This is a genomic window from Amycolatopsis rubida (genome assembly GCF_900115345.1).
GTDB lineage: Bacteria > Actinomycetota > Actinomycetes > Mycobacteriales > Pseudonocardiaceae > Amycolatopsis > Amycolatopsis rubida.
Window position 1 is genome coordinate 1,141,392 of record NZ_FOWC01000002.1, and the last position, 21,500, is coordinate 1,162,891.

23 protein-coding genes are annotated in these 21,500 nt (G+C 69.4%); 10 read left to right on the forward strand and 13 right to left on the reverse strand.

What is annotated here, in order from left to right; all coding sequences use genetic code 11:
* Positions 1 to 146 precede the first annotated feature (146 nt).
* Positions 147 to 1,100, reverse strand: a complete 954-nt coding sequence (locus tag BM362_RS14235) for a Ppx/GppA phosphatase family protein (RefSeq protein WP_067575638.1) — start codon at positions 1,098 to 1,100, stop codon at positions 147 to 149.
* Positions 1,101 to 1,277: 177 nt separating this feature from the next.
* Between BM362_RS14235 and BM362_RS14240 the strand changes: the two genes are divergently transcribed.
* Together BM362_RS14240 and BM362_RS14245 are read left to right on the forward strand one after the other, a co-directional pair.
* The gene (locus tag BM362_RS14240; protein WP_093573370.1) at positions 1,278 to 2,015 is read left to right on the forward strand and encodes an oxidoreductase; all 738 of its coding nucleotides are present in this window, start codon (positions 1,278 to 1,280) and stop codon (positions 2,013 to 2,015) included.
* A complete protein-coding gene (locus tag BM362_RS14245) occupies positions 2,012 to 2,746 on the forward strand; it encodes an SDR family oxidoreductase (RefSeq protein ID WP_067575634.1) in 735 nt (244 codons plus the stop codon). Before BM362_RS14240 ends, BM362_RS14245 begins: the two co-directional genes overlap by 4 nt.
* 4 nt (positions 2,747 to 2,750) lie before the next feature.
* Here the strand turns inward: BM362_RS14245 and BM362_RS14250 are convergent, their stop codons facing one another.
* The gene (locus BM362_RS14250) at positions 2,751 to 3,644 is read right to left on the reverse strand and encodes a LysR family transcriptional regulator (RefSeq protein ID WP_067575632.1); all 894 of its coding nucleotides are present in this window, start codon (positions 3,642 to 3,644) and stop codon (positions 2,751 to 2,753) included.
* A 55-nt stretch (positions 3,645 to 3,699) separates the two neighbouring features.
* Entirely contained in the window at positions 3,700 to 4,785 is a 1,086-nt protein-coding gene (locus BM362_RS14255) for a lytic transglycosylase domain-containing protein (protein ID WP_244287143.1), read from the reverse strand.
* Between BM362_RS14255 and BM362_RS14260 the strand changes: the two genes are divergently transcribed.
* The gene (locus BM362_RS14260) at positions 4,771 to 5,691 is read left to right on the forward strand and encodes a hypothetical protein (protein ID WP_093573371.1); all 921 of its coding nucleotides are present in this window, start codon (positions 4,771 to 4,773) and stop codon (positions 5,689 to 5,691) included. The genes BM362_RS14255 and BM362_RS14260 overlap by 15 nt on opposite strands.
* Before the next feature lie 82 nt (positions 5,692 to 5,773).
* On the opposite strand, the gene BM362_RS14265 is transcribed toward BM362_RS14260, so the two are convergent.
* The 4 genes from BM362_RS14265 to BM362_RS14280 all read right to left on the reverse strand — a co-directional run bounded on the left by BM362_RS14265 (position 5,774) and on the right by BM362_RS14280 (position 9,460).
* Positions 5,774 to 6,295 carry a DUF501 domain-containing protein gene (locus BM362_RS14265; RefSeq protein WP_067576518.1) on the reverse strand — a complete coding sequence of 174 codons (522 nt, stop codon included), beginning with the start codon at positions 6,293 to 6,295 and terminating at the stop codon, positions 5,774 to 5,776.
* A 712-nt stretch (positions 6,296 to 7,007) separates the two neighbouring features.
* The gene (locus BM362_RS14270; protein ID WP_093573459.1) at positions 7,008 to 7,373 is read right to left on the reverse strand and encodes a septum formation initiator family protein; all 366 of its coding nucleotides are present in this window, start codon (positions 7,371 to 7,373) and stop codon (positions 7,008 to 7,010) included.
* A 193-nt stretch (positions 7,374 to 7,566) separates the two neighbouring features.
* Positions 7,567 to 8,853, reverse strand: a complete 1,287-nt coding sequence (gene eno, locus BM362_RS14275) for a phosphopyruvate hydratase (protein WP_067575628.1) — start codon at positions 8,851 to 8,853, stop codon at positions 7,567 to 7,569.
* Between the two features lie 115 nt (positions 8,854 to 8,968).
* On the reverse strand, positions 8,969 to 9,460 hold the full coding sequence (locus BM362_RS14280; protein ID WP_232791457.1) for a VOC family protein: 492 nt from the start codon (positions 9,458 to 9,460) through the stop codon (positions 8,969 to 8,971).
* Positions 9,461 to 9,530: 70 nt separating this feature from the next.
* Between BM362_RS14280 and BM362_RS14285 the strand changes: the two genes are divergently transcribed.
* Positions 9,531 to 9,935: a tetratricopeptide repeat protein gene (locus BM362_RS14285; protein WP_067575623.1), complete on the forward strand. Its 405-nt coding sequence runs from the start codon at positions 9,531 to 9,533 to the stop codon at positions 9,933 to 9,935.
* 206 nt (positions 9,936 to 10,141) lie between these two features.
* Positions 10,142 to 10,324 carry a hypothetical protein gene (locus BM362_RS14290; RefSeq protein WP_067575622.1) on the forward strand — a complete coding sequence of 61 codons (183 nt, stop codon included), beginning with the start codon at positions 10,142 to 10,144 and terminating at the stop codon, positions 10,322 to 10,324.
* Between the two features lie 657 nt (positions 10,325 to 10,981).
* Here the strand turns inward: BM362_RS14290 and BM362_RS14295 are convergent.
* The gene (locus BM362_RS14295) at positions 10,982 to 11,782 is read right to left on the reverse strand and encodes a lysozyme family protein (RefSeq protein ID WP_093573373.1); all 801 of its coding nucleotides are present in this window, start codon (positions 11,780 to 11,782) and stop codon (positions 10,982 to 10,984) included.
* Between the two features lie 268 nt (positions 11,783 to 12,050).
* On the opposite strand from BM362_RS14295, the gene efeU reads away from it, so the two are divergent.
* The 5 genes from efeU to BM362_RS14320 all read left to right on the forward strand — a co-directional run bounded on the left by efeU (position 12,051) and on the right by BM362_RS14320 (position 16,897).
* On the forward strand, positions 12,051 to 12,902 hold the full coding sequence (gene efeU / locus BM362_RS14300; RefSeq protein ID WP_067575619.1) for an iron uptake transporter permease EfeU: 852 nt from the start codon (positions 12,051 to 12,053) through the stop codon (positions 12,900 to 12,902).
* Between the two features lie 2 nt (positions 12,903 to 12,904).
* Entirely contained in the window at positions 12,905 to 14,056 is a 1,152-nt protein-coding gene (gene efeO, locus BM362_RS14305) for an iron uptake system protein EfeO (RefSeq protein WP_093573374.1), read from the forward strand.
* The gene (gene efeB / locus BM362_RS14310) at positions 14,053 to 15,312 is read left to right on the forward strand and encodes an iron uptake transporter deferrochelatase/peroxidase subunit (RefSeq protein WP_093573375.1); all 1,260 of its coding nucleotides are present in this window, start codon (positions 14,053 to 14,055) and stop codon (positions 15,310 to 15,312) included. Before efeO ends, efeB begins: the two co-directional genes overlap by 4 nt.
* A gap of 105 nt (positions 15,313 to 15,417) precedes the next feature.
* The gene (locus BM362_RS14315) at positions 15,418 to 16,482 is read left to right on the forward strand and encodes an LLM class flavin-dependent oxidoreductase (RefSeq protein ID WP_244287144.1); all 1,065 of its coding nucleotides are present in this window, start codon (positions 15,418 to 15,420) and stop codon (positions 16,480 to 16,482) included.
* A gap of 4 nt (positions 16,483 to 16,486) precedes the next feature.
* Entirely contained in the window at positions 16,487 to 16,897 is a 411-nt protein-coding gene (locus BM362_RS14320; protein WP_093573376.1) for a PPOX class F420-dependent oxidoreductase, read from the forward strand.
* Between the two features lie 74 nt (positions 16,898 to 16,971).
* On the opposite strand, the gene BM362_RS14325 is transcribed toward BM362_RS14320, so the two are convergent.
* The 5 genes from BM362_RS14325 to BM362_RS14345 are packed head-to-tail and all read right to left on the reverse strand — an operon-like array spanning position 16,972 to position 21,069.
* On the reverse strand, positions 16,972 to 17,535 hold the full coding sequence (locus BM362_RS14325; protein ID WP_067575614.1) for a hypothetical protein: 564 nt from the start codon (positions 17,533 to 17,535) through the stop codon (positions 16,972 to 16,974).
* Positions 17,535 to 18,872: a hypothetical protein gene (locus BM362_RS14330; protein WP_093573377.1), complete on the reverse strand. Its 1,338-nt coding sequence runs from the start codon at positions 18,870 to 18,872 to the stop codon at positions 17,535 to 17,537. Before BM362_RS14330 ends, BM362_RS14325 begins: the two co-directional genes overlap by 1 nt.
* Positions 18,872 to 19,675 carry an ABC transporter ATP-binding protein gene (locus tag BM362_RS14335; protein WP_067575612.1) on the reverse strand — a complete coding sequence of 268 codons (804 nt, stop codon included), beginning with the start codon at positions 19,673 to 19,675 and terminating at the stop codon, positions 18,872 to 18,874. The genes BM362_RS14330 and BM362_RS14335 overlap by 1 nt, the downstream gene beginning before the upstream one ends.
* A gap of 21 nt (positions 19,676 to 19,696) precedes the next feature.
* Positions 19,697 to 20,485, reverse strand: a complete 789-nt coding sequence (locus BM362_RS14340; RefSeq protein WP_093573378.1) for a zf-HC2 domain-containing protein — start codon at positions 20,483 to 20,485, stop codon at positions 19,697 to 19,699.
* Positions 20,486 to 20,514: 29 nt separating this feature from the next.
* The gene (locus tag BM362_RS14345) at positions 20,515 to 21,069 is read right to left on the reverse strand and encodes an RNA polymerase sigma factor (RefSeq protein WP_067575609.1); all 555 of its coding nucleotides are present in this window, start codon (positions 21,067 to 21,069) and stop codon (positions 20,515 to 20,517) included.
* Between the last annotated feature and the right edge of the window lie 431 nt (positions 21,070 to 21,500).

Here is a 21,500-nt window from a genome sequence, read left to right on the forward strand (position 1 = left end):
TCAGCGCTTCGTAACCGGATCACCGGGTTGCACCTGAATAACGACACCGATCATCACCCGGTCAGCTCACAACTAACTGCGCTTGATGACTTTCGGTGGCTTTGGTACGAGTGCGCGCGCCTGGTGACCTCGCCGCTGCGGAGCGTTCAGGCGAGCGACAAAGCGATGCCGTCCAGGATGTCGTGCTCGCTGACCACCAGCTGGTCCGGACCACCGCGCGCGGCGAGTTCCTCGGCGAGCACCTGGACGATGACCGCGCCGCCGCCGATCACGTCGACCCGGCCGGGGTGGATCACCGGGTTTTCGGCACGGGTCGCGCGGTCGGCCGCGAGGAGCTGTCCGGCGAGCTGGTCGATCTCGCCGTGCGACAGCTTCGACAGGTGCACGCGCTCGGGGTCGTACTCGGGCAAGCCAAGCGAAACCGCTGACAACGTGGTCACGGTGCCGGCGACGCCGATCCAGGTGCGAGCCTTCGCGACGTCCACGAGATCGAACGCCTCGGCGAGGATGCCGCGGGCCAGTTCGCGGGCGGCAGCGATCTCGTCGGCGGTCGGCGGGTCGCCCTTCAGCGCGCGCTCGGTGATCCGGACGCAGCCGATGTCGACGGATTTCGCGGCGATCACCTCGGCCTCGCGGCCGTTCCAGGTGCCGAGGACGAGTTCGGTGGAGCCGCCGCCGACGTCGACGACCACGAACGGCCCGTCGTCCGGGTCCTGCTCGCCGACCGCGCCGGTGAAGGAGAGCCGGGCTTCCTCGTCGCCGCTGATCACCTCGGCCTCGACGCCGAGCGTTTCGCGGGTCATCGTGAAGAACTCGTCGCGGTTGCTCGCGTCGCGGGTCGCGGAGGTGGCGACCATGCGCACCTTCTCGACGCCCTTGCGCCGCGCGGCGACGGTGTAGTCCGCGAGCGCGGCGCGGGTGCGTTCGAGCGCTTCCGGCGCGAGCCTGCCGGTGGCGTCGACACCCTGGCCGAGCCGCACGATGCGCATCTCGCGATGCAGGTCGCGCAGGTCGACCGTGCCGTCGTGGCGCGGCGTCAACTCGGCGACGAGCAGACGGATGGAGTTGGTCCCACAGTCGATCGCAGCTACCCGAGGCATGGCTCTGACTTTACTTGGTCTCCGGCGCTTCGCAGGCGAGGCGGGCATAGGCGGGCCCTATGCCCCCTCGCCGCCATTTGGTCTTTGCCTTTCCCTCTTTTCCGGGCCTACGGTTGACGTGTTCGCCGCATTTCGCTTCGCGGCGGTTTATTCTCCTTTATCGAGAGGTTTATTGGCATGCCCGATTACGGGATAGCGGGAAAACGCGCGGTGGTCACCGGTGGTTCCCGCGGAATCGGCGCGGCAATCGTGGCACAATTGCTTGCCGCGGGCGCGACCGTGCTCACCACCGCCCGGTCAGCCGCCCCGGCGCCCAAGGGAGCGTCCTTCGTCGAGGCCGACATCCGCACCCAAGCCGGAGCCCAGACGGTCGCCTCCGCCGCACAGGAGATCCTCGGCGGCGTCGACCTGCTGGTCCACAACGCGGGCGGCGCGCGTCCGCACCCCAGCGGCCTGGCCATCCCCGACGACGAATGGCAGGACGCGCTGTCGGTGAACCTGCTGGCCGCGGTCCGGCTGGACGCGCTGCTGGCCCCGGGCATGCGAGACCGCCGATCGGGCGCGATCGTGCACGTCTCCACCGCCGCGATCCGTCCGCCGTTCCCGCCGTTCCTGCACTACGTGGCGGCGAAAACAGCACTGGAGGCGTACAGCCACGGCCTGGCCGCCGAGCTGGCCCCGTCCGGCGTCCGCGTCAACACCGTGTCCCCCGGCCGGACCGCCACTCCCGGCGGCTTGGCGACGCGAGAGCAGTGGGCGAGCCTGTCGTCCGGCTCCGCTCTTCCCGATGTCCCGCTTGGCCGCGACGGCGAGCCCGGCGACATCGCCAACGCGGTGTTGTTCCTGCTGTCCGACCAGGCGAACTGGCTGACCGGAAGCGGCCTGGCCGTCGATGGAGGCGAATACCCGCGATGAATGTTTATCAGGGCAAAACCGCAGTCATTACCGGCGGCAGCACCGGAATGGGTTTCGCCACCGCGAAATTGTTCGCCGACGGCGGAGCGCGGGTAATCATCACCGGCCGTTCCCCATCCCGGCTGGACGCGGCTTTAGCCCAGCTCGGCGACGATGCGCTAGCTATCCGAGGCGACGTGGCGTTGCTCTCCGACCTGGACGCGCTGGCCGCCCAGGTACCCGGTCCGATCGACGCCTTGTTCGTCAACGCCGGGATGGCCCGGACAGCACCGTTCGAGTCGGTCACCGAGGAGCAGTTCGACGCGGACTTCGCGGTCAACGTCAAGGGCGCGTACTTCACCGTGCAGAAGCTCGCGCCGCTGCTGCGCCCCGGAGCGGGCGTCGTGCTGACCACCTCGACCGCGAACGTCATGGGCCTGCCGGAGACCAGCGTCTACTCGGCAGGCAAGGCCGCGCTGCGTTCGATGGCCCGCACACTCGCCGCCGAACTGCTCCCGCGCGGCATCCGGGTCAACGCGATCAGCCCCGGCCCTGTCGACACCGAGATCCTCGAAGCCGGAATGCCTGCCGCGGAAGCCGCGCAGTTCAAAGCCGCGCGAGCCGCCGCCAACCCCATGAAACGGCTGGGCACTCCCGAAGAGATCGCCCGCGCCGTCGCCTTCCTGGCCTTCGACGCCACCTTCACGACCGGCATCGAACTGGTCGTCGACGGCGGCGACACGCAACTCTGAGATTTCAGGCGGCCGGAGACACCGGCTGGTACCAGGTCTCGTGCCGCAGAAACTCGAGCAACGCCATCTCCGCGGGCCCCGCCCCGGGCCGGACCGCCGCGACGACGGGCTGGGAGACGACCGGAAACACCGGCCGGACGAGGTGCTCATGTCCTTCCGGCACCGCCGACGCCGGAACGAGCGTCGCTCCCAGCCCGTGCGCGGCCCACCGCACCGCCGTCGAGGTCTGCGACACCCGCGCGACCGCTGTCGGCTTCAACCCGTTGTCGCGCAACACTTCGGTCAGGAACCCGTCGAGCGCGCTGGCCGGATCGAACCTGATCCACTGCTCTTCTTCCAGCTCCCGCAACGCGATCCGGTCCTTCTTGAGCAACCGGTGTTTGGCACCGAGGACGACCACGAACTCCTCGTCGCCGAGGTGATGCCCCTCGTACAACCCTTCATCACACGCCGAGCCGAGCAACGCGAGATCCAACACCCCGCGCCGGGCAAGCTGCTCCAGCTCAGCCGGATTCGGCTCCTCGAACACGGTCACCGCCAGCTTCGGATACCTCCGTCGCAACGCAGCCAGCGCACCCGGCAACTGCCGAGTCCCCAACCCCATCTGCGCCGCGACGAGCAACTCGCCGACCAGCTCGTCCGCCCCCGCCCGCGCGGTCGCCCGCGCCCGCCGTGCTGCCCGCACCGCGACCTCAGCGTCCCGGAGAAACGCCCGCCCGACGACGGTGGGCACAAGCCCGGTGGGCGTACGGGAGAAGAGCTGCACGCCGAGTTCCCGCTCAAGCCCCCGGATCTGCTGCGAAACTGACGGCTGAGCGACGTGAAGCACTTCCGCCGCAGCGGTCACCGACCCCGCCTCGGCGACCGCCAAGGCGTATTCGAACTGACGAAGACTCATCGTCTCCCCTGCGGTGTGGCGAGGTTTGTAATGGTGTAATCAAGGTTACCTCTTGTCAGCCAGAAGCCGCGGTACTGCTCGATGAGTTGTTGCTCGACGACGAGGTGCAGGTCGAAGTCGTCGACGTCGGTGCCGAGGTCGGCGTGATCGAGGTACTGGATCCGCACGTCGGACTGCTGGACTCGGTGCTCGGCTCTCCCGTCGTACTGCCCGGAGGAGACCCGGTCGGGCTGGTTTGCGGCGGCAGCCCAGTAGGCGTCGTCGACGGACCACCCGTAGCGACCGGCGGCAACGACGACTCAGTAGTCCTCGGCCGCTCCCCCGGATTCGCGGGCGGCGCGGAACTGGCCGTCGTCGGCCCGACGGGAACCGGACTGTCCGGCACCTGCGCGACGCCCTTCCGGTAAGCCTCGGCCCAGAGAATGACCGTGGTGACGTAAGCGTCGGAGTTGTTGTAGCGGTAGATCGCAGTCCGCAACTGGTCCGGATTGGCCAGGTCGAGCCCGCCGGAGCAGAGGTAGCGTGCCGCCGCGAGCGAGGCGTCGAAGAGATTGCCCGGGTCGGCCTTGCCGTCACCGTTGCCGTCCGCCGCGTAGGACCGCCAGGTCGCCGGGATGAACTGGAACGGCCCCACCGCGCGATCCCACACCGGGTCCTGGTCGAGGACGCCGTGATCAGTGTCCGGAATCGCCGCGTACGGACCTGTGCCATTGAGCTGAGGCCCGAGAATCGGCTGGAGCGTGGTCCCAGCAGCGTCGACATATCCGCCTCGGGCGTGATTCGACTCGATTCGCCCGATGCTCGCGACGAGCGCCCAGTCGATATGACACCCCGGCTGCTCTTTCCCCAACACCTCCGCCGCATGCCGATACGCGGCAAGCGCAGTAGCCGGAATCCCGAGCGGCCCGTCCGGAAGGTCGTACGCAGGCAGCGGAACCGGTGCCGGCGCATCCGGCAACCGCCCGTCGACGGCGACGCCGCGGATGCCCGGGTCGTACCCCTGATCAGGCATAACGTCCGCCGAGTGCACCACCGGCATCCGCCCGGCCCAGCCGACGACCACGCCCGCGCCGACCGTCGCCGGAAGCACCCCCAGAACCCCGGCGAGCACCGCGACCACCGTCCGATGCCGGGAAGCCACCCGCCTCGCCCGATAACGGCCCCGTCGAGCCCGCACCCGCACCCGGCCGATCAACCGCGCCTTATCCGGCGGTGGCCCGATGAGCGCTGGGGTTCTCTTGGTTTCGGCCGTTGTGGCAGCCACGCCCGCCTGCACGACGGTCTCTTCGGCGGCTACTTCGCTGCTGCTCTTGCCACCTGCACCGTCGGCAACCGCTTCACCAGCTACCTCACCGCCGCTGCTGTCGTTATCCGGATCGCCGACAACCGCTTCATCCGCTACTTCGCCGCCGTGGCCTGCGCCACCGACACCGGCGACATCCGCTACTTCACCGCCGTCGCCAGCGCCACCCACACCGGCGACAACCGCTCCACCCGCAACCTCGCCGCCAGTGCCCGCGCCACCCACACCGGCGACAGCCACGCCACCCGCAACCTCACCGCCGTCGCCCGCGCCACCGACACCGGCTGCAACCGCTCCACCAACGACCTCGCCGCCATCGCCCGCGCCACCCACATCGGCGACAACCGCTCCACCCGCAACCTCACAGCCACTGCCTGCATCGTCTGCATCCGCTCCGCCCGCAACCTCATCCCCGCCCGCAGCGCCAGCAACTGCTTCACCCGCAACCTCGCCAGCCGACTCGCGACCAGCGGCCTCGTCACCAAGGCTGCGTCCGCCAACCGCCTCGCCACCGGCAACACCGTCGCCAACCGAGTCGGCACAAGCAGCTTCGTCTCCAGCGCCAGCACTCACCGAGTCATCGGCAACCCACTCGACCGCACCGTCCGGAACCGGCTCGACCCGACTGTCCGCAGCAGAAGACGCCTCAGCACGCACCGACCGCCGGGATCTGCGTGGCACCCGCACTTTCCGCCCCTCCCCGGCGCGCCCAGCGGTGCACCCAGGCTCGCCTGCTCGGTGTGAAGCTCCGGTGCACGCCGCGAAGCATTCCCGCCCAGGCGGACACCAGCCCCTGCTGTGCCTATCCGCGCCCGAGACCGGAGCGTTACCCGGCGCAGTCGCCCGTCGGCCAGCCCTGTTCGCGGACCCAGGCGAGGGTCTCGTCACCGAACGGGTTCACCCCTGGTCCGGCCGCGAGCGTGTGCGCGAGATGGACGTGCAGGCATTTCACCCGCCCGGGCATCCCGCCCGCGGTCACCTGTGTGCCGAGCGACTCGATGGCATCCCGCTCAGCGAGGTACGTCTCGTGCGTGCGCTGGTAGGTCGCCGCGAGTTCCGGGTCGGTGGTGAGCCGTTCGGTCATCTCCCTCATCACGCCGGACGCTTCCAGCGTGCCCACCATCGACGTCAACCGAGGGCAGGTCAAGTAATACAACGTCGGGAACGGCGTTCCGTTCTCCAACCGCGGACTGGTCTGGACCACCGAGGGATGCCCGCTGGGACACCGCGCGGCCACCGCCCGCAAGGCCCGTGGCGGACGTCCAAGCTGCTGCGCGATGACCTCCCGGTCGACATCGGTGACGGGCTCGAATCGGGGTGTCTCCGTGCTGCTGTTCACGCTCTCCAGGCTAATGCCGCCACCCGCCGGCCCCCTCGCGACCTCCGCCGAAACGGCCGAGTTGTCCACAACCGGCACACCGTGTGGACAACTCGCCCCATCCGCCTCCGCCGCCCTTCCGATGTGGTTAGCGTGGAAGGCAGTCGAAGCTTCGCCACCAAATCAAGCCACCGGGAAGGAAGGTCAACGAAGAACTCTGATCGAGGGATCTGAATTCCAAGCACCGCGCAGATCTGTGACCGTCCGGCTCAGTGACCGTCCGGCCCCGGGAACTACCGGAGCCAGCAACCGAAAGGAGCGTGCCCAAGGACCCGACCGCGCTCAGCATCGAGCGCCAACCGGCTGCCCGCTGGGCGGGGGAAACCTCCGGCCGAGACGTCACCCAGCCAACAATCCGGTCGTGCCAGCCCCTTGACCAGCCAGCGATCTCGGCGGCAACCCGCCCGCCCGGAACCGCACCCGGCGAGCCATCCGGTCCAGCAAGCTCAGCCAGCCGAGCGTCCAGCCTGACCCAGCCAACAGCACGCTCCGCGTGCGAGACTCCCGCCAAACCAGAAGACCGCCAGCCAGCGCGGCTTCGCCCGGCCAGCGCCCCTACCCAGCCGTCAAACCCACCAGGCCAGTGCAACCCCGCTCGGCCATGCAACCCCGCTCGGCCATGCAACCCCGCTCGGCCATGCAACCCCGCTCGGCCAGAGCAACCCCGCCCAACCCAGGAACTTCAGCCCCCGGAAACCTGCGCCCACAGGTTCTCGTACCAAGGCGCCTGCGGAGCAGGCTGCTGCCCAGGCTGGGCAGCTGCCTGCGAACCGGGCTGGCCCTCCGGCAGCTGGACCATCCACGGGGTCTCGCCTGGTTTCACGTACCGGAGCCTGCGGCGGGCTTCCGCCTCGATCTGGGCCGGGTCGCTCAGCTGGGCTTTGCGGTCGCGCAGCTGGGCGACCTCGTGCTGAAGCTGGGCGAGCTGCGCTTCCTGGTCCCGGACCTCGGAGCGCTGGGAAAGATAGGTGCGCAACGGGACCGCGACGGTGAACGCCAGTGCGCACACCACGATCGCCACCACGGCGGCGCGCCGGGTGGTCGACATGCCGAGCACTTTGGCCGCACCGGAGGCGCGTTTCGCCGCGAGGCCGCGGCGCAGCCGGGCCCTCGTCGTCTCCGTCGTGCCCGCGCCGGTGCGGCGCCGGGCCGACGCGGGACGGCGGGCCCTGCTGGACCCGCTTCCCGCTGCCCGGCCGCCGCGGCGGCTGCGCGCCCTCCCCCGGTCGGCCATGTGCCCCTCAGGCCTCCGAGCTGAACCGCGGGAAGGCGAGGTCGCCGGCGTAGCGCGCGGCGTCCGCGAGGGTTTCCTCGATGCGCAGAAGCTGGTTGTACTTCGCGATCCGCTCGCCGCGGGCCGGGGCGCCGGTCTTGATCTGGCCGACGCCGGTGGCGACCGCGAGGTCGGCGATGAAGGTGTCCTCGGTCTCGCCGGACCGGTGGCTCATCATCGACTTGTAGCCGTACGACGTGGCCAGCGACACCGCGTCCAGCGTCTCCGACAGCGTGCCGATCTGGTTGACCTTCACCAGCAGCGCGTTCGCCGCGCGGCGGGTGATGCCCTCTTCGAGCCGGTCCGGGTTGGTGACGAACAGGTCGTCGCCGACGAGCTGGACCTTGTCGCCGATCTCGGAGGTCAGCTGGACCCAGCCGTCCCAGTCGTCCTCGCTCAGCGGGTCCTCGATGGAGACCAGCGGATAGTCGCGCAGCAGTTCGCCGTAGTACGCGGACATCTGCTCCGCGCTGCGCTTCGAACCCTCGAAGGTGTAGGCGCCGTCGGAGTAGAACTCGGTCGCGGCGACGTCCAGCGCGAGGGCGACGTCACGGCCCGGCACGTAGCCGGCCTTCTCGATCGCGGCGAGGATCAGGTCGAGCGCCTCGCGGTTATTGGCGAGGCTCGGCGCGAAACCGCCCTCGTCGCCGAGGCCGGTGGCCAGGCCGCGGCCCTTCAGCACGGACTTCAGCGCGTGATACACCTCGGTGCCCCAGCGCAGCGCCTCGCGGAACGACTCCGCGCCGATCGGCGCGATCATGAATTCCTGGATGTCGACGTCGGTGTCGGCGTGCGCACCGCCGTTGAGGATGTTCAGCATCGGGACCGGCAGCACGTGCGCGTTCGGCCCGCCCAGGTAGCGGAACAGCTCCAGCTCGGACGATTCCGAGGCGGCCTTCGCGACGGCGAGCGAAACGCCGAGGATCGCGTTCGCGCCCAGCCGGGACTTCGCGGGCGTGCCGTCGAGGTCCACCAGCTTCTGGTCGACGATCCGCTGATCGACCGCGTCGACACCGACCAGGTCCGGGCCGATCTCGTCGAGCACCGCGGCGACCGCGCGCTCCACGCCCTTGCCGTTGTAGCGGCCGGTGTCCCCGTCGCGCAGCTCGACCGCTTCGTGCTCGCCGGTCGATGCCCCGGACGGCACCGCCGCACGGGCCAGGGTGCCGTCGTCGAGCGCCACCTCCACCTCGACGGTCGGGTTCCCGCGCGAATCGAGAATCTCGCGCGCGCCTACCTGCTCGATGAGAGCCACGCTCTGCTCCTTGGTGGGTCGTGCCTGCGGTGACGCCGCCCAGAGTAACCGCCCAGCGGGTTCACCCGTTGGAGGCCAGGCCGGTGCGGGGCCGTTCCGCTGCGTGTTCTCCAGCTCAGCCGGGCACTTCGCCGGCCTCCTCGGCGTTCGGGTCCTCCGGACGGACTTCGCGCCACCCCGACGGCAGCTCGACCTGGTCGGTCACCTGCTGCCAGAACGTCCAGCTGTTGCCGCCGGGATCGGCCACGGTGAAGATCCGCGCACCGTAAGGCTGGTCCTGCGGCGGTTCCGGCGCGGCGTCCTCGCCGAGCGCCGCGGACACGCGCTCGTGCTGTGCGTCGACGTCGGTCACGTACACGACGTTCAACTGCCCAACCGGCCCTTCTACCCCCTTGGCCTCCCAGTATTCGGGACCGACCCCGGCCAGCTGCAGGCGAGCGTCTCCCGCGCGGAGCGTCGCTTGGAAAACCTCGCCGGACCCATCCTCGAAGCGGACTTCCTCAGTGAAGCCGAACACCCTGGTCAGCCACGCGAGCGCGGCGGTCGCATCGCTGTAGTAGAGGTACGGCGCCAGTCCCACGTAATCGGGTTCCTGATCGCTGCTCATGGCGGAACAGTCCATCACGACTCGTCTGACGGTCGTGCAACGCCCTCCGCGCCGGTATCGTGAGGCGACCATGACGGACGCCGCAGCAGCCCCCGAACCCGACGGCGAATCGCGCTTCCGCAGGTTCCGCAACGCCGAGCATCTGGTCGCGCGGCGACGCCCGCTCGACGCGCTCAAAGAGCTGGAACCCCTGCTCGCCGACGAGCAGGACAAGCCGAGCGTGCAACTGCTCGCCGGGCGCGCGTACTTCCACTCTGCCCAGCTGCGCCGTGCCGAACGCGCGTTCACCCGCGTCCTGGAACTGGACCCGACCGATCACTACGCCCGGTTCGTGCTCGGCCGCACCCTCCAGCGCCTCGGCCGTTTGGCCGAGGCGCTCGCACAACTGCGGATGGCCTCGGCGATGAACCCGGTGCCGGAGTATCTCGAAGCGATCAGCGAGGTCAGGGCGAGGATCACGCTGAGCGACCGCTGAGCCCGCATGTCCTGAACGTGCACCCGCGGAGGCACTCGCGTGCAACCGCCGGATCCTGCACGGCCCCGGCGCGTCTTCTGAAGTGAACAGGGCAGCGGGGAAGCCTGGCCATCCGGCGACCCGGCTCGGCCAGTCGGCCGATCCGGGCAGAGCGGGCGAAGCGCGATCCTTGGTGTCATCACAGAGAGCGATTAGAGGAGGCCGACATGACCGCGCTGACCGTGATCGGAGCGACCGCCGGGCTGCTCGTGCTGGTGCTGATGGCGCTGGCGCCTGCGCTCGTGGAACTGAACGAACGCCACCCGGTCCAGCCGCGCAAGCAGCCCGTGCGCGCCGAGACTCTGCCGCAGAAGCCGGTGCGGGTGAGCGCCGCTCTGCCGACCCACTGACTGCCGATCGCGCCGAGCGGGCCGGGGTTTCGGCCGATTACCGCGCCTGGATCACGATGAAGAACCATCCGCGGCGCGACCGGATCTGAGGCAAGCGGCAGCCACTAGCCGAAGCGGGCAGGACCCGACCGCCGGGCCGGTCAGCACGGGTCGCGGCGCTCAGCTTCCAGCCAAGCCACGGTCAAGCTGCTGGCTGCCGATCAGCGAAGGCCAACCACGACAGCCGGGCTGCCCCTAGCGAACCGAGGCAAGCTCGCCGAGCCGCTACCGATCCACCCAGCGCAGGCCGCAGCACAGGAATCGGCCATGGCGAAGTCCGCCGAATTACCGCTGATCCGCCCAACCGGCTCAGGGCCCCACCCTCACCGCAGCACAGAAACTGGCCGCTGTGAGGTCCGCCGAATTACCGCTGATCCCCCGACCAGCTCAAGGCCCCACCCTCACCCCAGCACAGAAACCGGCCGCCGTGAGGTCCGCCGAATTACCGCTGACCCACCCAACCAGCTCAAGGCCCCACCCTCACCCCAGCACAGAAACCGGCCGCCGTGAAGGCCGCCGAACCGCCACCGACCCACCCAACCAGCTCAAGGCCCCACCCTCACCCCGCATGGGAATCGGCTGCGGCGAACAGAGCCGCCATCGGCCCAGCCAGTCGGCTCAAGGCTCCACGCTCGCCGCCGCATAGGTGTCCGCGGCGGTGAAGACGTCCTGCGCGTAGTTGACCGCCGGGTGGTAGAACAGCATCGCTTTCCACCAGCCCGCCGGAGCGCCGAGGTCGTCGTCGCCGGAGCAGAGGTAGCGGGCGGCCGTGAACGCCGCGTCGTCGAGGTTGCGGGGATCCGCGGCTTTGCCGTCGCCGTTCGCTCGCTGGGCGTGTTTGTGCCAGGCGGCAGGCATGATCCGCAGCGGGCCGACCCGGTGGTCGGCCGTGCGGTCGCCGTCGAGTTTTCCGGCGTCGGTGTCCGGGCCTTCCGCTGGACCGGGGTTCACCGGCAAAGTGCCATCCGGGCCGGGTTGTTCGGTTCCGAAGGCCAGGTTCCCGATCGCCGCGAGCGTCGCCCACGACAGGTGGCACGACGGTTTCTGCCGCTGCATCCACATTTCCGCTCGTCCGTACGCGGCGAGCACTCGTGCGTCCAGGCGCGTCTTTCCGGCGACCCGGGTCGCCCACGCGTCCAGTTCCGCTTGGTCGGACACGAGCGGGCGGTCCGGCGGCGCGGCCAGCCCGACGCGCGGGGCTTCGGAGCCGGGTTGCGGGCGCGGTTCCGCCTTGGTCGGCGCCGGCGGCGGAGCGGCCGCGGCGGGAGCGGCGGGCGGGTTCGGATTCTGGATCCCGATGGTCACCACCAGCACGACCCCGGTCAGCACCAGACCCAGCGCGAACGCGATACGGCTCGGGTAGCGGCGCGGCGGAACCGCCGGAGACGGCGCACTAGTCGGCTGAGTGGTATCGGCCACTCGGACAGGTTACTGATGAACCCGCCGGGGGGACGCTGGACTGGGCGAATGGCAAGCGGATGGTTAACTCCCCGACCGAGACGCCCAGGTCACACAATTCGTTACGCGACCCGTCGGCGAGGCCCTGACCTGCGGTTACCCTAACCTAACTGCCAACGGAACGCCGTTTTGCGCATTTTGCCGGGACCGGTCAGCGAACCTTCCTCTGGACTTACAGGCAAGCCTTACCTAAAAACATCAGGTCAGGTAGTCGAAGGAGGACTGAACAGTGGTGTTTTCGAGCGCGCTCATCGGGCTGCGCGAAGGCCTCGAAGCCGCTCTCGTGGTGAGCATCCTGGTCGCCTTCCTGGTCAAAACCGACCGGCGGCACGCGCTGCGGTTCGTGTGGCCCGGCGTCGGCGCGGCTGTGCTGCTTTCGGTCGCGGTCGGCGCGATCCTCACCTACAGCACCGCGCAGCTGAGTTTCGAGCATCAGGAACTGCTCGGCGGAAGTCTTTCCATTGTCGCGGTCGTCTTCGTCACCGCGATGATCTTCTGGATGCGCAAGGCTTCCCGGCACATCGCCGCCGAGTTGCGCGGCAAGATGGAGGACGCGCTCAAGGTCGGTCCGGCGGCGGTGCTGCTGCTGTCGTTCCTGGCGGTGGGCCGCGAAGGGCTCGAAACCGCCGTGTTCTTCTACTCGGCCGTGCAGACCGCGCAGTCCGACACCCTGCAGCCGCTGATCGGGTTCGTGATCGGGATCGCCGCCGCGATCGTGCTCGCTTACCTGCTCTACCGCGGCGCGGTGCGGTTCAACCTGGCGAAGTTCTTCACGATCACCGGCGTGCTGCTGGTGTTCGTCGCCGCCGGCGTCCTCGGCTACGGACTGCACGACCTCCAGGAAGCCGGATTCATCCCCGGACTGACCACGCTCGCCTTCGACGCGTCGAGCACGCTGCCGGAAACCTCCTGGTACGGAGCGCTGCTCAAGGGGATCTTCAACTATTCGCAGCAAACCACCGTGCTGCAAGCGATCGCGTGGGTCGCCTACGTGGCGATCGTGCTGCCGCTGTTTCTCAAGCCCGCCCGCAAGAACAAGACCGAGACGGCTCCAGCCGCCCCGGCCGCCGCCAAGGAGTGACCGTGTCCCAGTTCCGCAAAACCTCGACGGCTGTGCTCGCCGGCCTCGGTGCTCTCGCCGCGCTGACCGCCTGCGACAGCACGAACTCCGCGTCCGGCACTTCCGGCGCGACCTCAGGCGGGCCGATCAAGGTCGAGGCGTCCGACACCGCCTGCTCGGTGTCGGCGACGACCGCGGCGGCGGGCAACTTGACCTTCGAGATCACCAACAAGGGCAGCAAAGTCACCGAGTTCTACCTCTACGCCGAGGGCGACCGGATCATGGGCGAGGTCGAGAACATCGCGCCGGGGCTGAACCGGAGGCTCATCGTCGAGGTCCCGGACGCGGGCAAGTACCAGACCGCGTGCAAACCGGGCATGGTCGGCAACGGCATCCGCGGCGGCTTCACCGTCACCGGCGGCGCGCAGAGCCAGAACAACGCCAATGCGCAGAAAGCCGCCGCCACCAAGAGTTACGCGACCTACGTCGAGAACAACAGCTCGGCGCTGGAGACCGAGACCGCGAAGTTCGTGGCCGCGGTCAAGGCGGGGAAGATCGACGAGGCTAAGGCCGAGTACGCGCGCACCCGCGTGTTCTACGAACGGATCGAGCCGGTCGCGGAGAAGTTCGGGGATCTCGACCCGGCCATCGACGCGCGCGAGGCCGATCTCGAACCCGGTCAGCAGTTCACCGGGTTCCACCGGCTGGAGAAGGACCTGTGGAACACCGGGCTGAAGCCGGACAGCCCGCAGATCGCGGACAAGCTGCTCGCTGACGTGAAGTCGCTCGTCGCCAAGACGAAGACGCTGCAGCTGAGCGCACTGGACCTGGCCAACGGCGCGAAGAGCTTGCTCGACGAAGTCGCCACCGGCAAGATCACCGGCGAGGAGGAGGCCTTCTCGCACACCGACCTGTGGGACTTCCAGTCCAACCTCGACGGTTCCAAGGGCGCGATCGCCGCGCTGCGGCCGGTCATCCAGGAGCGCGACGCCGCTCTGGTGTCCACTTTGGACAAGGAGTTCGCGAACGTGCAGGGGCTGCTGGACAAGACCCGCTCCGGAGACGGTTTCAAGTACTACAACGAGCTCTCCCAGGACCAGATCAAGGCGTTCGCCTCGGCAGTCGACGCGCTGAGCGAGCCGCTCAGCAAGGTCGCGGAGGTCGTGTCGAAGTGACCGAGGAGGGAACGCAGGTTTCCCGCCGGAAGCTGTTCGGGCTGGCCGGCGCGGGGGTCGCGCTGGCGGGCGCGGGCGCGGCGGCCGGGGTCGGCATCGACCGGCTCGGCGGCAGTACCCCCGCATCGGCCGCGGTGTCCACTGTGGACTTTCATGGCGAGCACCAGGCCGGGATCGACACGCCGACGCAGCAGAACCTGCACTTCGCCGCGCTCGACGTGACCACCAAGGACGCCAAGAAGCTCCGCGAACTGCTGCGCACCTGGACGACCGCGGCGCGGCGGATGACCGCGGGCCAGGACGTCGGACCGAACGGTGCGCTCGGCGGGTCCGCGCAGGCCCCGCCGGACGACACCGGCGAGGCGCTCGACCTGCCCCCATCCGACCTGACGCTGACGATCGGCTTCGGCCCCTCGCTCTTCGACGACCGGTTCGGCCTCGCCGCGAAACGTCCACCGCAGCTGATCGATCTGCCCGCGTTCCCGAAGGACAAACTCGACCCGGCCCGCAGCGGCGGCGACCTGTGCATCCAAGCCTGCGCGAACGATCCGCAGGTGGCGGTGCACGCGGTGCGCAACCTGGTGCGGCTCGGCTTCGGCGTCACCGAGGTGCGCTGGTCGCAGCTCGGGTTCGGCCGCAGCTCGTCGACCTCGCGCTCGCAGCAGACGCCGCGCAACCTGTTCGGTTTCAAGGACGGCACCAACAACATCAAGGCCGAGGACACCGACGTGCTCCGCGACCAGGTGTGGGCGCAGGCAGGCGACGGGCAAGCATGGATGGCGGGCGGCACGTACCTGGTCGCCCGCCGGATCCGGATGCACATCGAGACCTGGGACCGCGAAACGCTCGCCGGGCAGGAGCAGATTGTCGGGCGCACCAAGGGAACCGGTGCCCCGCTCGGGCAGACCGGCGAGTTCGACCCGGTCGATCTGCAGGTCGGCGGCGCGGGCGGGACGCCGCTGATCGCCGAGGACGCGCACATCCGGCTGGCCTCGCGCCAGACGCGCAAGGGCGTGCAGATCCTGCGCCGCGGCTACAACTTCGTCGACGGCTCCGACGGAGTCGGGCACCTGGAGGCGGGGCTGTTCTTCCTGGCGTTCAACCGGGACACCCGCACGCAGTACGTCCCGATGCAGCAGGTGCTGTCGTCGAAAGACGCGATGATGGAGTACCTGCAGCACACCGGTTCCGCGCACTTCGCGATTCCGCCAGGCCTCACCCCGACCAGCGACTGGGGTGCCGGGCTCTTCGCCTGACCAGTACAAACCTCCCCGCCCCGCCACTGCGTGGGACCGGTTGCCGGTGCCCGCCGGGCAGGCGACGGTGACCGCGTTCATCCGCGCGAGGTGAGGAGTTCGGTCGTGGTCGCTGTGGCACAGCCGCGGTTCGGGGTGTGGGCGGTCGTCTACGGGTCGTGGGGCCCGTTCGATCATCCCGCCGATCCGGTCGACGCCAGCTGGGAGCGCAACCGGCGGTTGATCGTCGAGGCGGATCGGCTCGGCTTCGATTCGACGCTCATCGCGCAGCACGTGGTGAACCCGTTCGGCGACGAACTGGACCAGCTGGAGACGTGGACGTCCGCCGCGGCGCTCGCCGCGCTCACCGAGCGGATCGAGATCATCGCGGCGATCAAGCCGTATCTCGTGCACCCGGTGGTGCTGGCGAAACAGGCGCTGCAGATCCAGGAGATCAGCGGCGGCCGGTTCGGGCTGAACCTGGTCAACGCCTGGTACAAGCCGGAGCTGGCGCGGGCGGGCATTCCGTTCGCCGAGCACGACGAACGGTACGAGTACGGCCGCGAATGGATCAGCGTCGTGCGCGGGCTGCTGGCCGGTGAGCGGGTTTCGTTCGAGGGCAAGCATTTCCAGGTTGACGGGTACCAGCTGCGGCCCGCTGCTTCGTCGCCGACCGTGTACGTCGGCGGCGAGTCGGACCCGGCGCGAGCGCTGGTCGCGGACAAGGCCGACGTGTGGTTCATCAACGGGCAGCCGAAGGAGAACGTCGCCAAACTGATCGCGGACGTCGCCGCCCGCCCGCGCGCCGGCGCTCCGGTCCGATTTGGACTGTCCGCGTTCGTGGTGGCCCGCGAAACCGACGTCGAAGCGGAAGCAGAGCTGGCGGCGTTGTGGGAACTGGCCGAGGCGGGCAAGGCGCGGTGGGAGGCGCTGGTCGCGGACGCCGATCCGAAGGCGGTGATGTTCCAGACGTTCGCCAAGTACCCGCACATCGGCACGAACGGCGGCACCGCGGCCGGCCTGGTCGGCAGCTACGACACCGTCGCCCAGCGGATCCGCGAGTGGGCTGACCTGGGAATCGAGACGTTTATGCTGCAATTCCAGCCCTTCGAAGCGGAGATGCGGCGGTTCGCCGAGCACGTGCTCCCCCGCGTGCGCTTGACTTCAAGCAAACTTGAACTTGCACAGTAGGTGCATGTTCACCGAAGCGGAACTCACCTACCTGGCCACCCAGCCGCTCGCCCGGATCGCCACCCAGCAGCCGAATGGAACTCTGCAGGTCAGCCCGGTCGCGTTCGCCTGGAACCCGGAGACGCGGACGATCGACGTGACCGGGTACAACCTGACGAAAAGCCGGAAATACCGCAACGTCGAGGCCAACGGCCAGGTCGCCATCGTGATCGACGACCAGCCCTCGACGAGCCCCATGCGCATCCGCTGCTTGGAGATCCGCGGCCGGGCGGAAGCCGTGCCGGACGCCTTCGCATCGGACGGTCACCTCGACGGAGCCGTCATCCGTATTCACCCGCAGCGCATCATCAGCCTCGGCATCGACGATCCCGACCGCGAACCCCTGGAGGTGAAGCCGAACAACCGGAACGTCTGAAGCCGCGCCGGTCCGCAGTCCCGCCCCTGCCCGGGGGAGGGGCGGGACTGCGCCTGGATTGCCGGTCCGCTGGTTCATCTGCGAGCGCCCGCCACCGTGTACACCGCCGTTCCCGCTGCGAACAGCAGCCCGGCCGTCCACCACGCCGCGGCGGAGTCCGCCGTCGCCATCGGCCAAGCCACGACGGCGTAGACCTGACCGACGGCGCTCGGGACGAACATCGCCGTCATCGCCCAGCCCAAGGGCAGCGTCCAGCCGAACTGGCCGCCGAACAGCGCGGCCGCCAGCCCGGTCAGGCCGATGAGCCCGGCCGCGTTGCGGAGGATCCAGCCGGATTCGATCGGACGGTCGACAAAACCTTGTATCGCCAGCATTGCTCCGCCAGCCACCACCCCGATCAGCAGCAGGTGCACGAGCCGCCGGGGCGGCCAGCGGAAGGAGGCCGTGCGGTCCAGATCGATGTCCTGACCGCTGAGGCCCACGCCTGCCACCGCGACCGCGGCACCGAGGGTCAATGTCGCGAAGAGCGTCGTCCAGTTGTCTCCCAGCAGCGGCGGGAGAACGACGGCACAGAGCAACACCGCCGCCAGCGACACCGCGAGGTGGCGCGAACGCGCGTACAGCGCTGTCCACCGCATCAGCGCGCACCTTCCATGAGGACTTTCAGCGGGTCACCAGTGCAGCTCAGCTCCAACTGCCGCGCCGCGGCCATGCGTGCGGTCTGCTCCGCCTCCGGCACCGCTTTGAGGGCCGCCCACGCTGGCCCCGTCCAGGTCCGAAGCTCGGCGTGCGAAGGCGGAGAGTACGAGCCGACCAGCCACTGCGCCATTACCCAGCGCGCGGCGTCCTCCCGGTCGTTTCGCTCACCTCCGTAGGACGCCGCGTGACATTGCGTTGTCCCGGCGCCGCCAAGGAGCGCCATGGTGAGGCTGGGGCCGCTTTTGTCGTAGAACACATAATTGTCCTTCTGCACCAGCACCCGGGACGGATCTCGCGGGCCTGTTTTGTTGTCCCGGTACGGCTCTGTCGATTCTTCTACCCGAGTCGCATGTTGCGGCAGCTTCTCAAGCCGCTGCAGGACTTCCTTTCCTGGACCGGCCACAGTGGACAACCAATCCTCGTGCAATCGCGTCACACACACCGGACCGTCGCAGACAAGAGCGGCTGCCGTTGTGTCCGGAGCGAAGTTGTCCTGCGGTGAGGATGGGAAGAGCGGCAACGCCGCGGCCAATCCGGCTGCCACCGGGAGCAGTGCGAGCGCCCTGGTCCGCGCCGAACTGGCCAGCAGCAGCACGACTCCGGCCGCGGTGAGCCCGAGCAACCAGCTCAGCTGCCCGATCTCGACCGCGGGCTTGGGCAGGTCGAACGGACCGTGCGGCTCCACTTGCCCGATCCCCAGCAGCGCCACCGCGTTCGGTGCCGCTCCGTTCACCCCCGACACTTGCGCGAAGAGCCCACCTGCCAGCGTGAGCACGGCCAGCGCCGGCGCGGTGATCGGATACGGCAGAAGCCGTCCGACGCCGAGCCCGACCGCGACGCCGGCGAGCACGGACAGCACGCCGAGCACCAACTGCATCACCCACGCCGTGGTGAACAATCCGCCGTTCGCCACAACCTGCCCGGCCCCGGCGGCGACGAGCACCAGATAGCCCACCACCGCGGCGAGCCCGAGGGCGAGGCCAAGCGTCCCGGCTCGTTGCCCGGCGGGCCGGGGCGTGGAGCCGAACAGCTCGCCGACTCCCGCGCGGGCGTCCCGCATGCCCTGGATCGCCGCGGCTCCGACGATGATCGGCCACATCAGGACCAGCAGGTAGCGCGGCCACCGCACCGCGGTCAGCCAGGTCTCGTTCCAGGCCGCGGAGCCGTGGCTCCACGGCCCACGCGAGAACAGCAGCAGGCCCAGGCTCACTACGAGCATCGCGACCGGTGCCCAGGGAGCGATGGTGCGCCGGAGTTCGACCCGGAACACGCTCATCACCAGGACCCCTTTCCCTGTGCGTGGCCGAGCAGCGCCGAATAGCCGCGCTCGATCGGGCTGTCGCCGACGTCCGCCTCGTTCCCCGCCGCGGCCAGATCGGCTGGGGTGCCTTGGAAAACCAGCTTCCCGTCGGCGAACAGGACGACGTCCGAGCACGCCGCGGCGACATCTTCGACCAGGTGAGTGGACACGACGACGCACGCGTCCCGGCCGATTTCCTGCAGCAGCTCGCGGAAACGCAGCCGCTGCGCCGGATCGAGTCCGGCAGTGGGTTCGTCGAGCAGCAGGAGCACCGGATCGTTCACGATCGCCTGCGCGATGCCGACCCGGCGGACCATGCCGCCGGACAGTGTCTTCATTTTGTCCTCGGCGCGTTCGGCGAGACCGACCCGCTCGATCGCGCGCTGCACCGCGCCCGGCACCTCGCGCTTGGGCATTTCCTTGAGCCACGCCATGTATTCGACGAACTCGCGGACGGTGAACCGCTTGTAGTACCCGAAGGTCTGCGGCAGATATCCGATCCGGCGGCGCAGGCCGCGCTGGTCGAAGTGCCCCCCGACAGGCTCTCCGAGCAGCGTCAACCTGCCTTCCGTCGGCCGCAGCACCGTGGCCACGGTGCGGATCAAGGTGGTCTTGCCCGCGCCGTTCGGCCCGAGCAGCCCGTGCACGCCCGTGCCGAGCGCGAGGTCGAGGCCGTCGACCGCCATCTTCTTGCGGCTGACCCGCACTTTCAGTCCCTGTGCCTGGATCTCCCAGGCGTAGGTCGCCGGAGCGACCTCGGCGGCTTCCACAGCTCGCATCGGTGTCCCCTCTCGTTTCCGTCAGTGATGCGCAGCAAGCTGCGTAAAGGTGTTCCGGCGAAGCACTACGAACACGGTCGCGACGACGGCGGCCGCCAGCCAGCCCGGCCAGGCGACGTTCTCCAGCAGGACCGAGCCCCCGAACGCGACACTCGGCACCACCAGCGCGCCGAGCCACAGCCCGACCAGGATCGAGGCCGCCCAGGCGACGCCGATGAACGTGCCGAGCGCGAGGGTCCCTGTGGTGAACGCTAGGCACGGCAGTAGCCCGAATCCCATCCGCGCGCCGACCAGCCAGCCGGCGGCCAACAGCACCGCCAGCACCGGTAGGACTACCGCCGTGGTCCGGCGCAGGATCAACTCCAGCCCGGCACGTGGGGTGGCCGCGGTGAGTTCGTACGAGGGATCGAGCCCGCGGGTCCACGCCGCCGCCACCCCGAAGACCGGCAGTACGGGGGAAAGCAGCTGCACGAACGACAGCCCCTCGTGCAGTGACCGGTCGAGGTAGACCGACAGCGCGCCGACGACGAGGACCATCAACAGCCACGGCACCATCACCGGGGTCGCCCAGCAATGCAGCCACGCCGCGGCTCGGCGCGGCATCGGCTGCGGCGCTTGGGCGAGATCCGGCTCCAGCCCGGCCCACACGGTGTCGAGCAGACCGGCCACCTCGGCGGTGGACGAGCCGGCGAGCCGAGCCCGGCACTGCGCGCACTTCTCCAGGTGCCCTTCGATCGCCCATGTCTCGTCCCCCGGCAGTTCGCGACCGGCGACGTAGCCGGCGAGCATCCGGTCGGATACGTGGTTCATGGCTTGACCTCCTTCAGACAGTCCTGGTTTCACGACAACGCCTCCCGCATCGCGATCCGGGCGCGCCGGGCCCGGGTTTTGACCGTGCCTTCGGGCAGGCCGAGCAGGATCGCGGTCTCCCGTACCGACAATCCGTCGAGCGCCATGGCTTGCAGGACCTCACGCAGCTCCGGCGCGAGACTGCGCAAGGCGTCGCCCACCGAATCGCCGACCGTGCCCGCCAGCGCCTCCTCTTCGGCGGCGGGCGCGGACAGCGACTCGTGCACTCCGGGCGGCGGATGCGCGTGATGCGCCCGCCGCCGGTACGCGTCGATGAGCCGCCGCACCGCGATCGTCCACACCCAGCCCACGGCGGAGCCGCCGGCGACGACGCCCGCGAACGAGCCCGCGGCGCGCCACACGGCGAGGTAGGTCTCCTGCATCACCTCCGCGATGATCTGGTCATCGGAGCAGCGGTGCCGCAGGCGTATCGCGAGCCACGGCGACGTGCGGCGGTAAAGCTCTTCGAACGCCGCACGATCACCGCGGGCGGTGCGCCGGAGGAGGTGCTCCTCGTCCGGCTCCCTGGGTGGCTTGTGCTTCACACCCGGCAAGACGCCACCTCCGCGCTTACGGTTCTCTGAGACTAGTGATCTGAGTCACATTTGAGTTAGGGCTGGCGGACGCCATCGTGCCCGGGGATAGCGGCGGCATGGGTGGGACGGGGTGGGTCTCCGTCGTTCGGGTGAGGGTCGTCCAGGTGGAGGGCGCGCGGGAGGCTGGTCAGGGAGCGACGGCGGGAGTGGAAGCCCGGTAGGCACAAGAGCGCAGGCAAGCACAGGTGCGCGGGATACGGGCGAGCAGCGAGAGTGCGGGGCTGAGCGGCTGGCAGGTGCGTGGCTGGGTTCTCGTGAGTGTTGGCACCGGTTAGAACTGGCGCCAACCCAGCCACCCCGCAGAAGAGCAGCCGGCACGGCACGGCACGGCACGGCACGGCACGGCACGGCACGGCACGGCACGGCACGGCACGGCACGG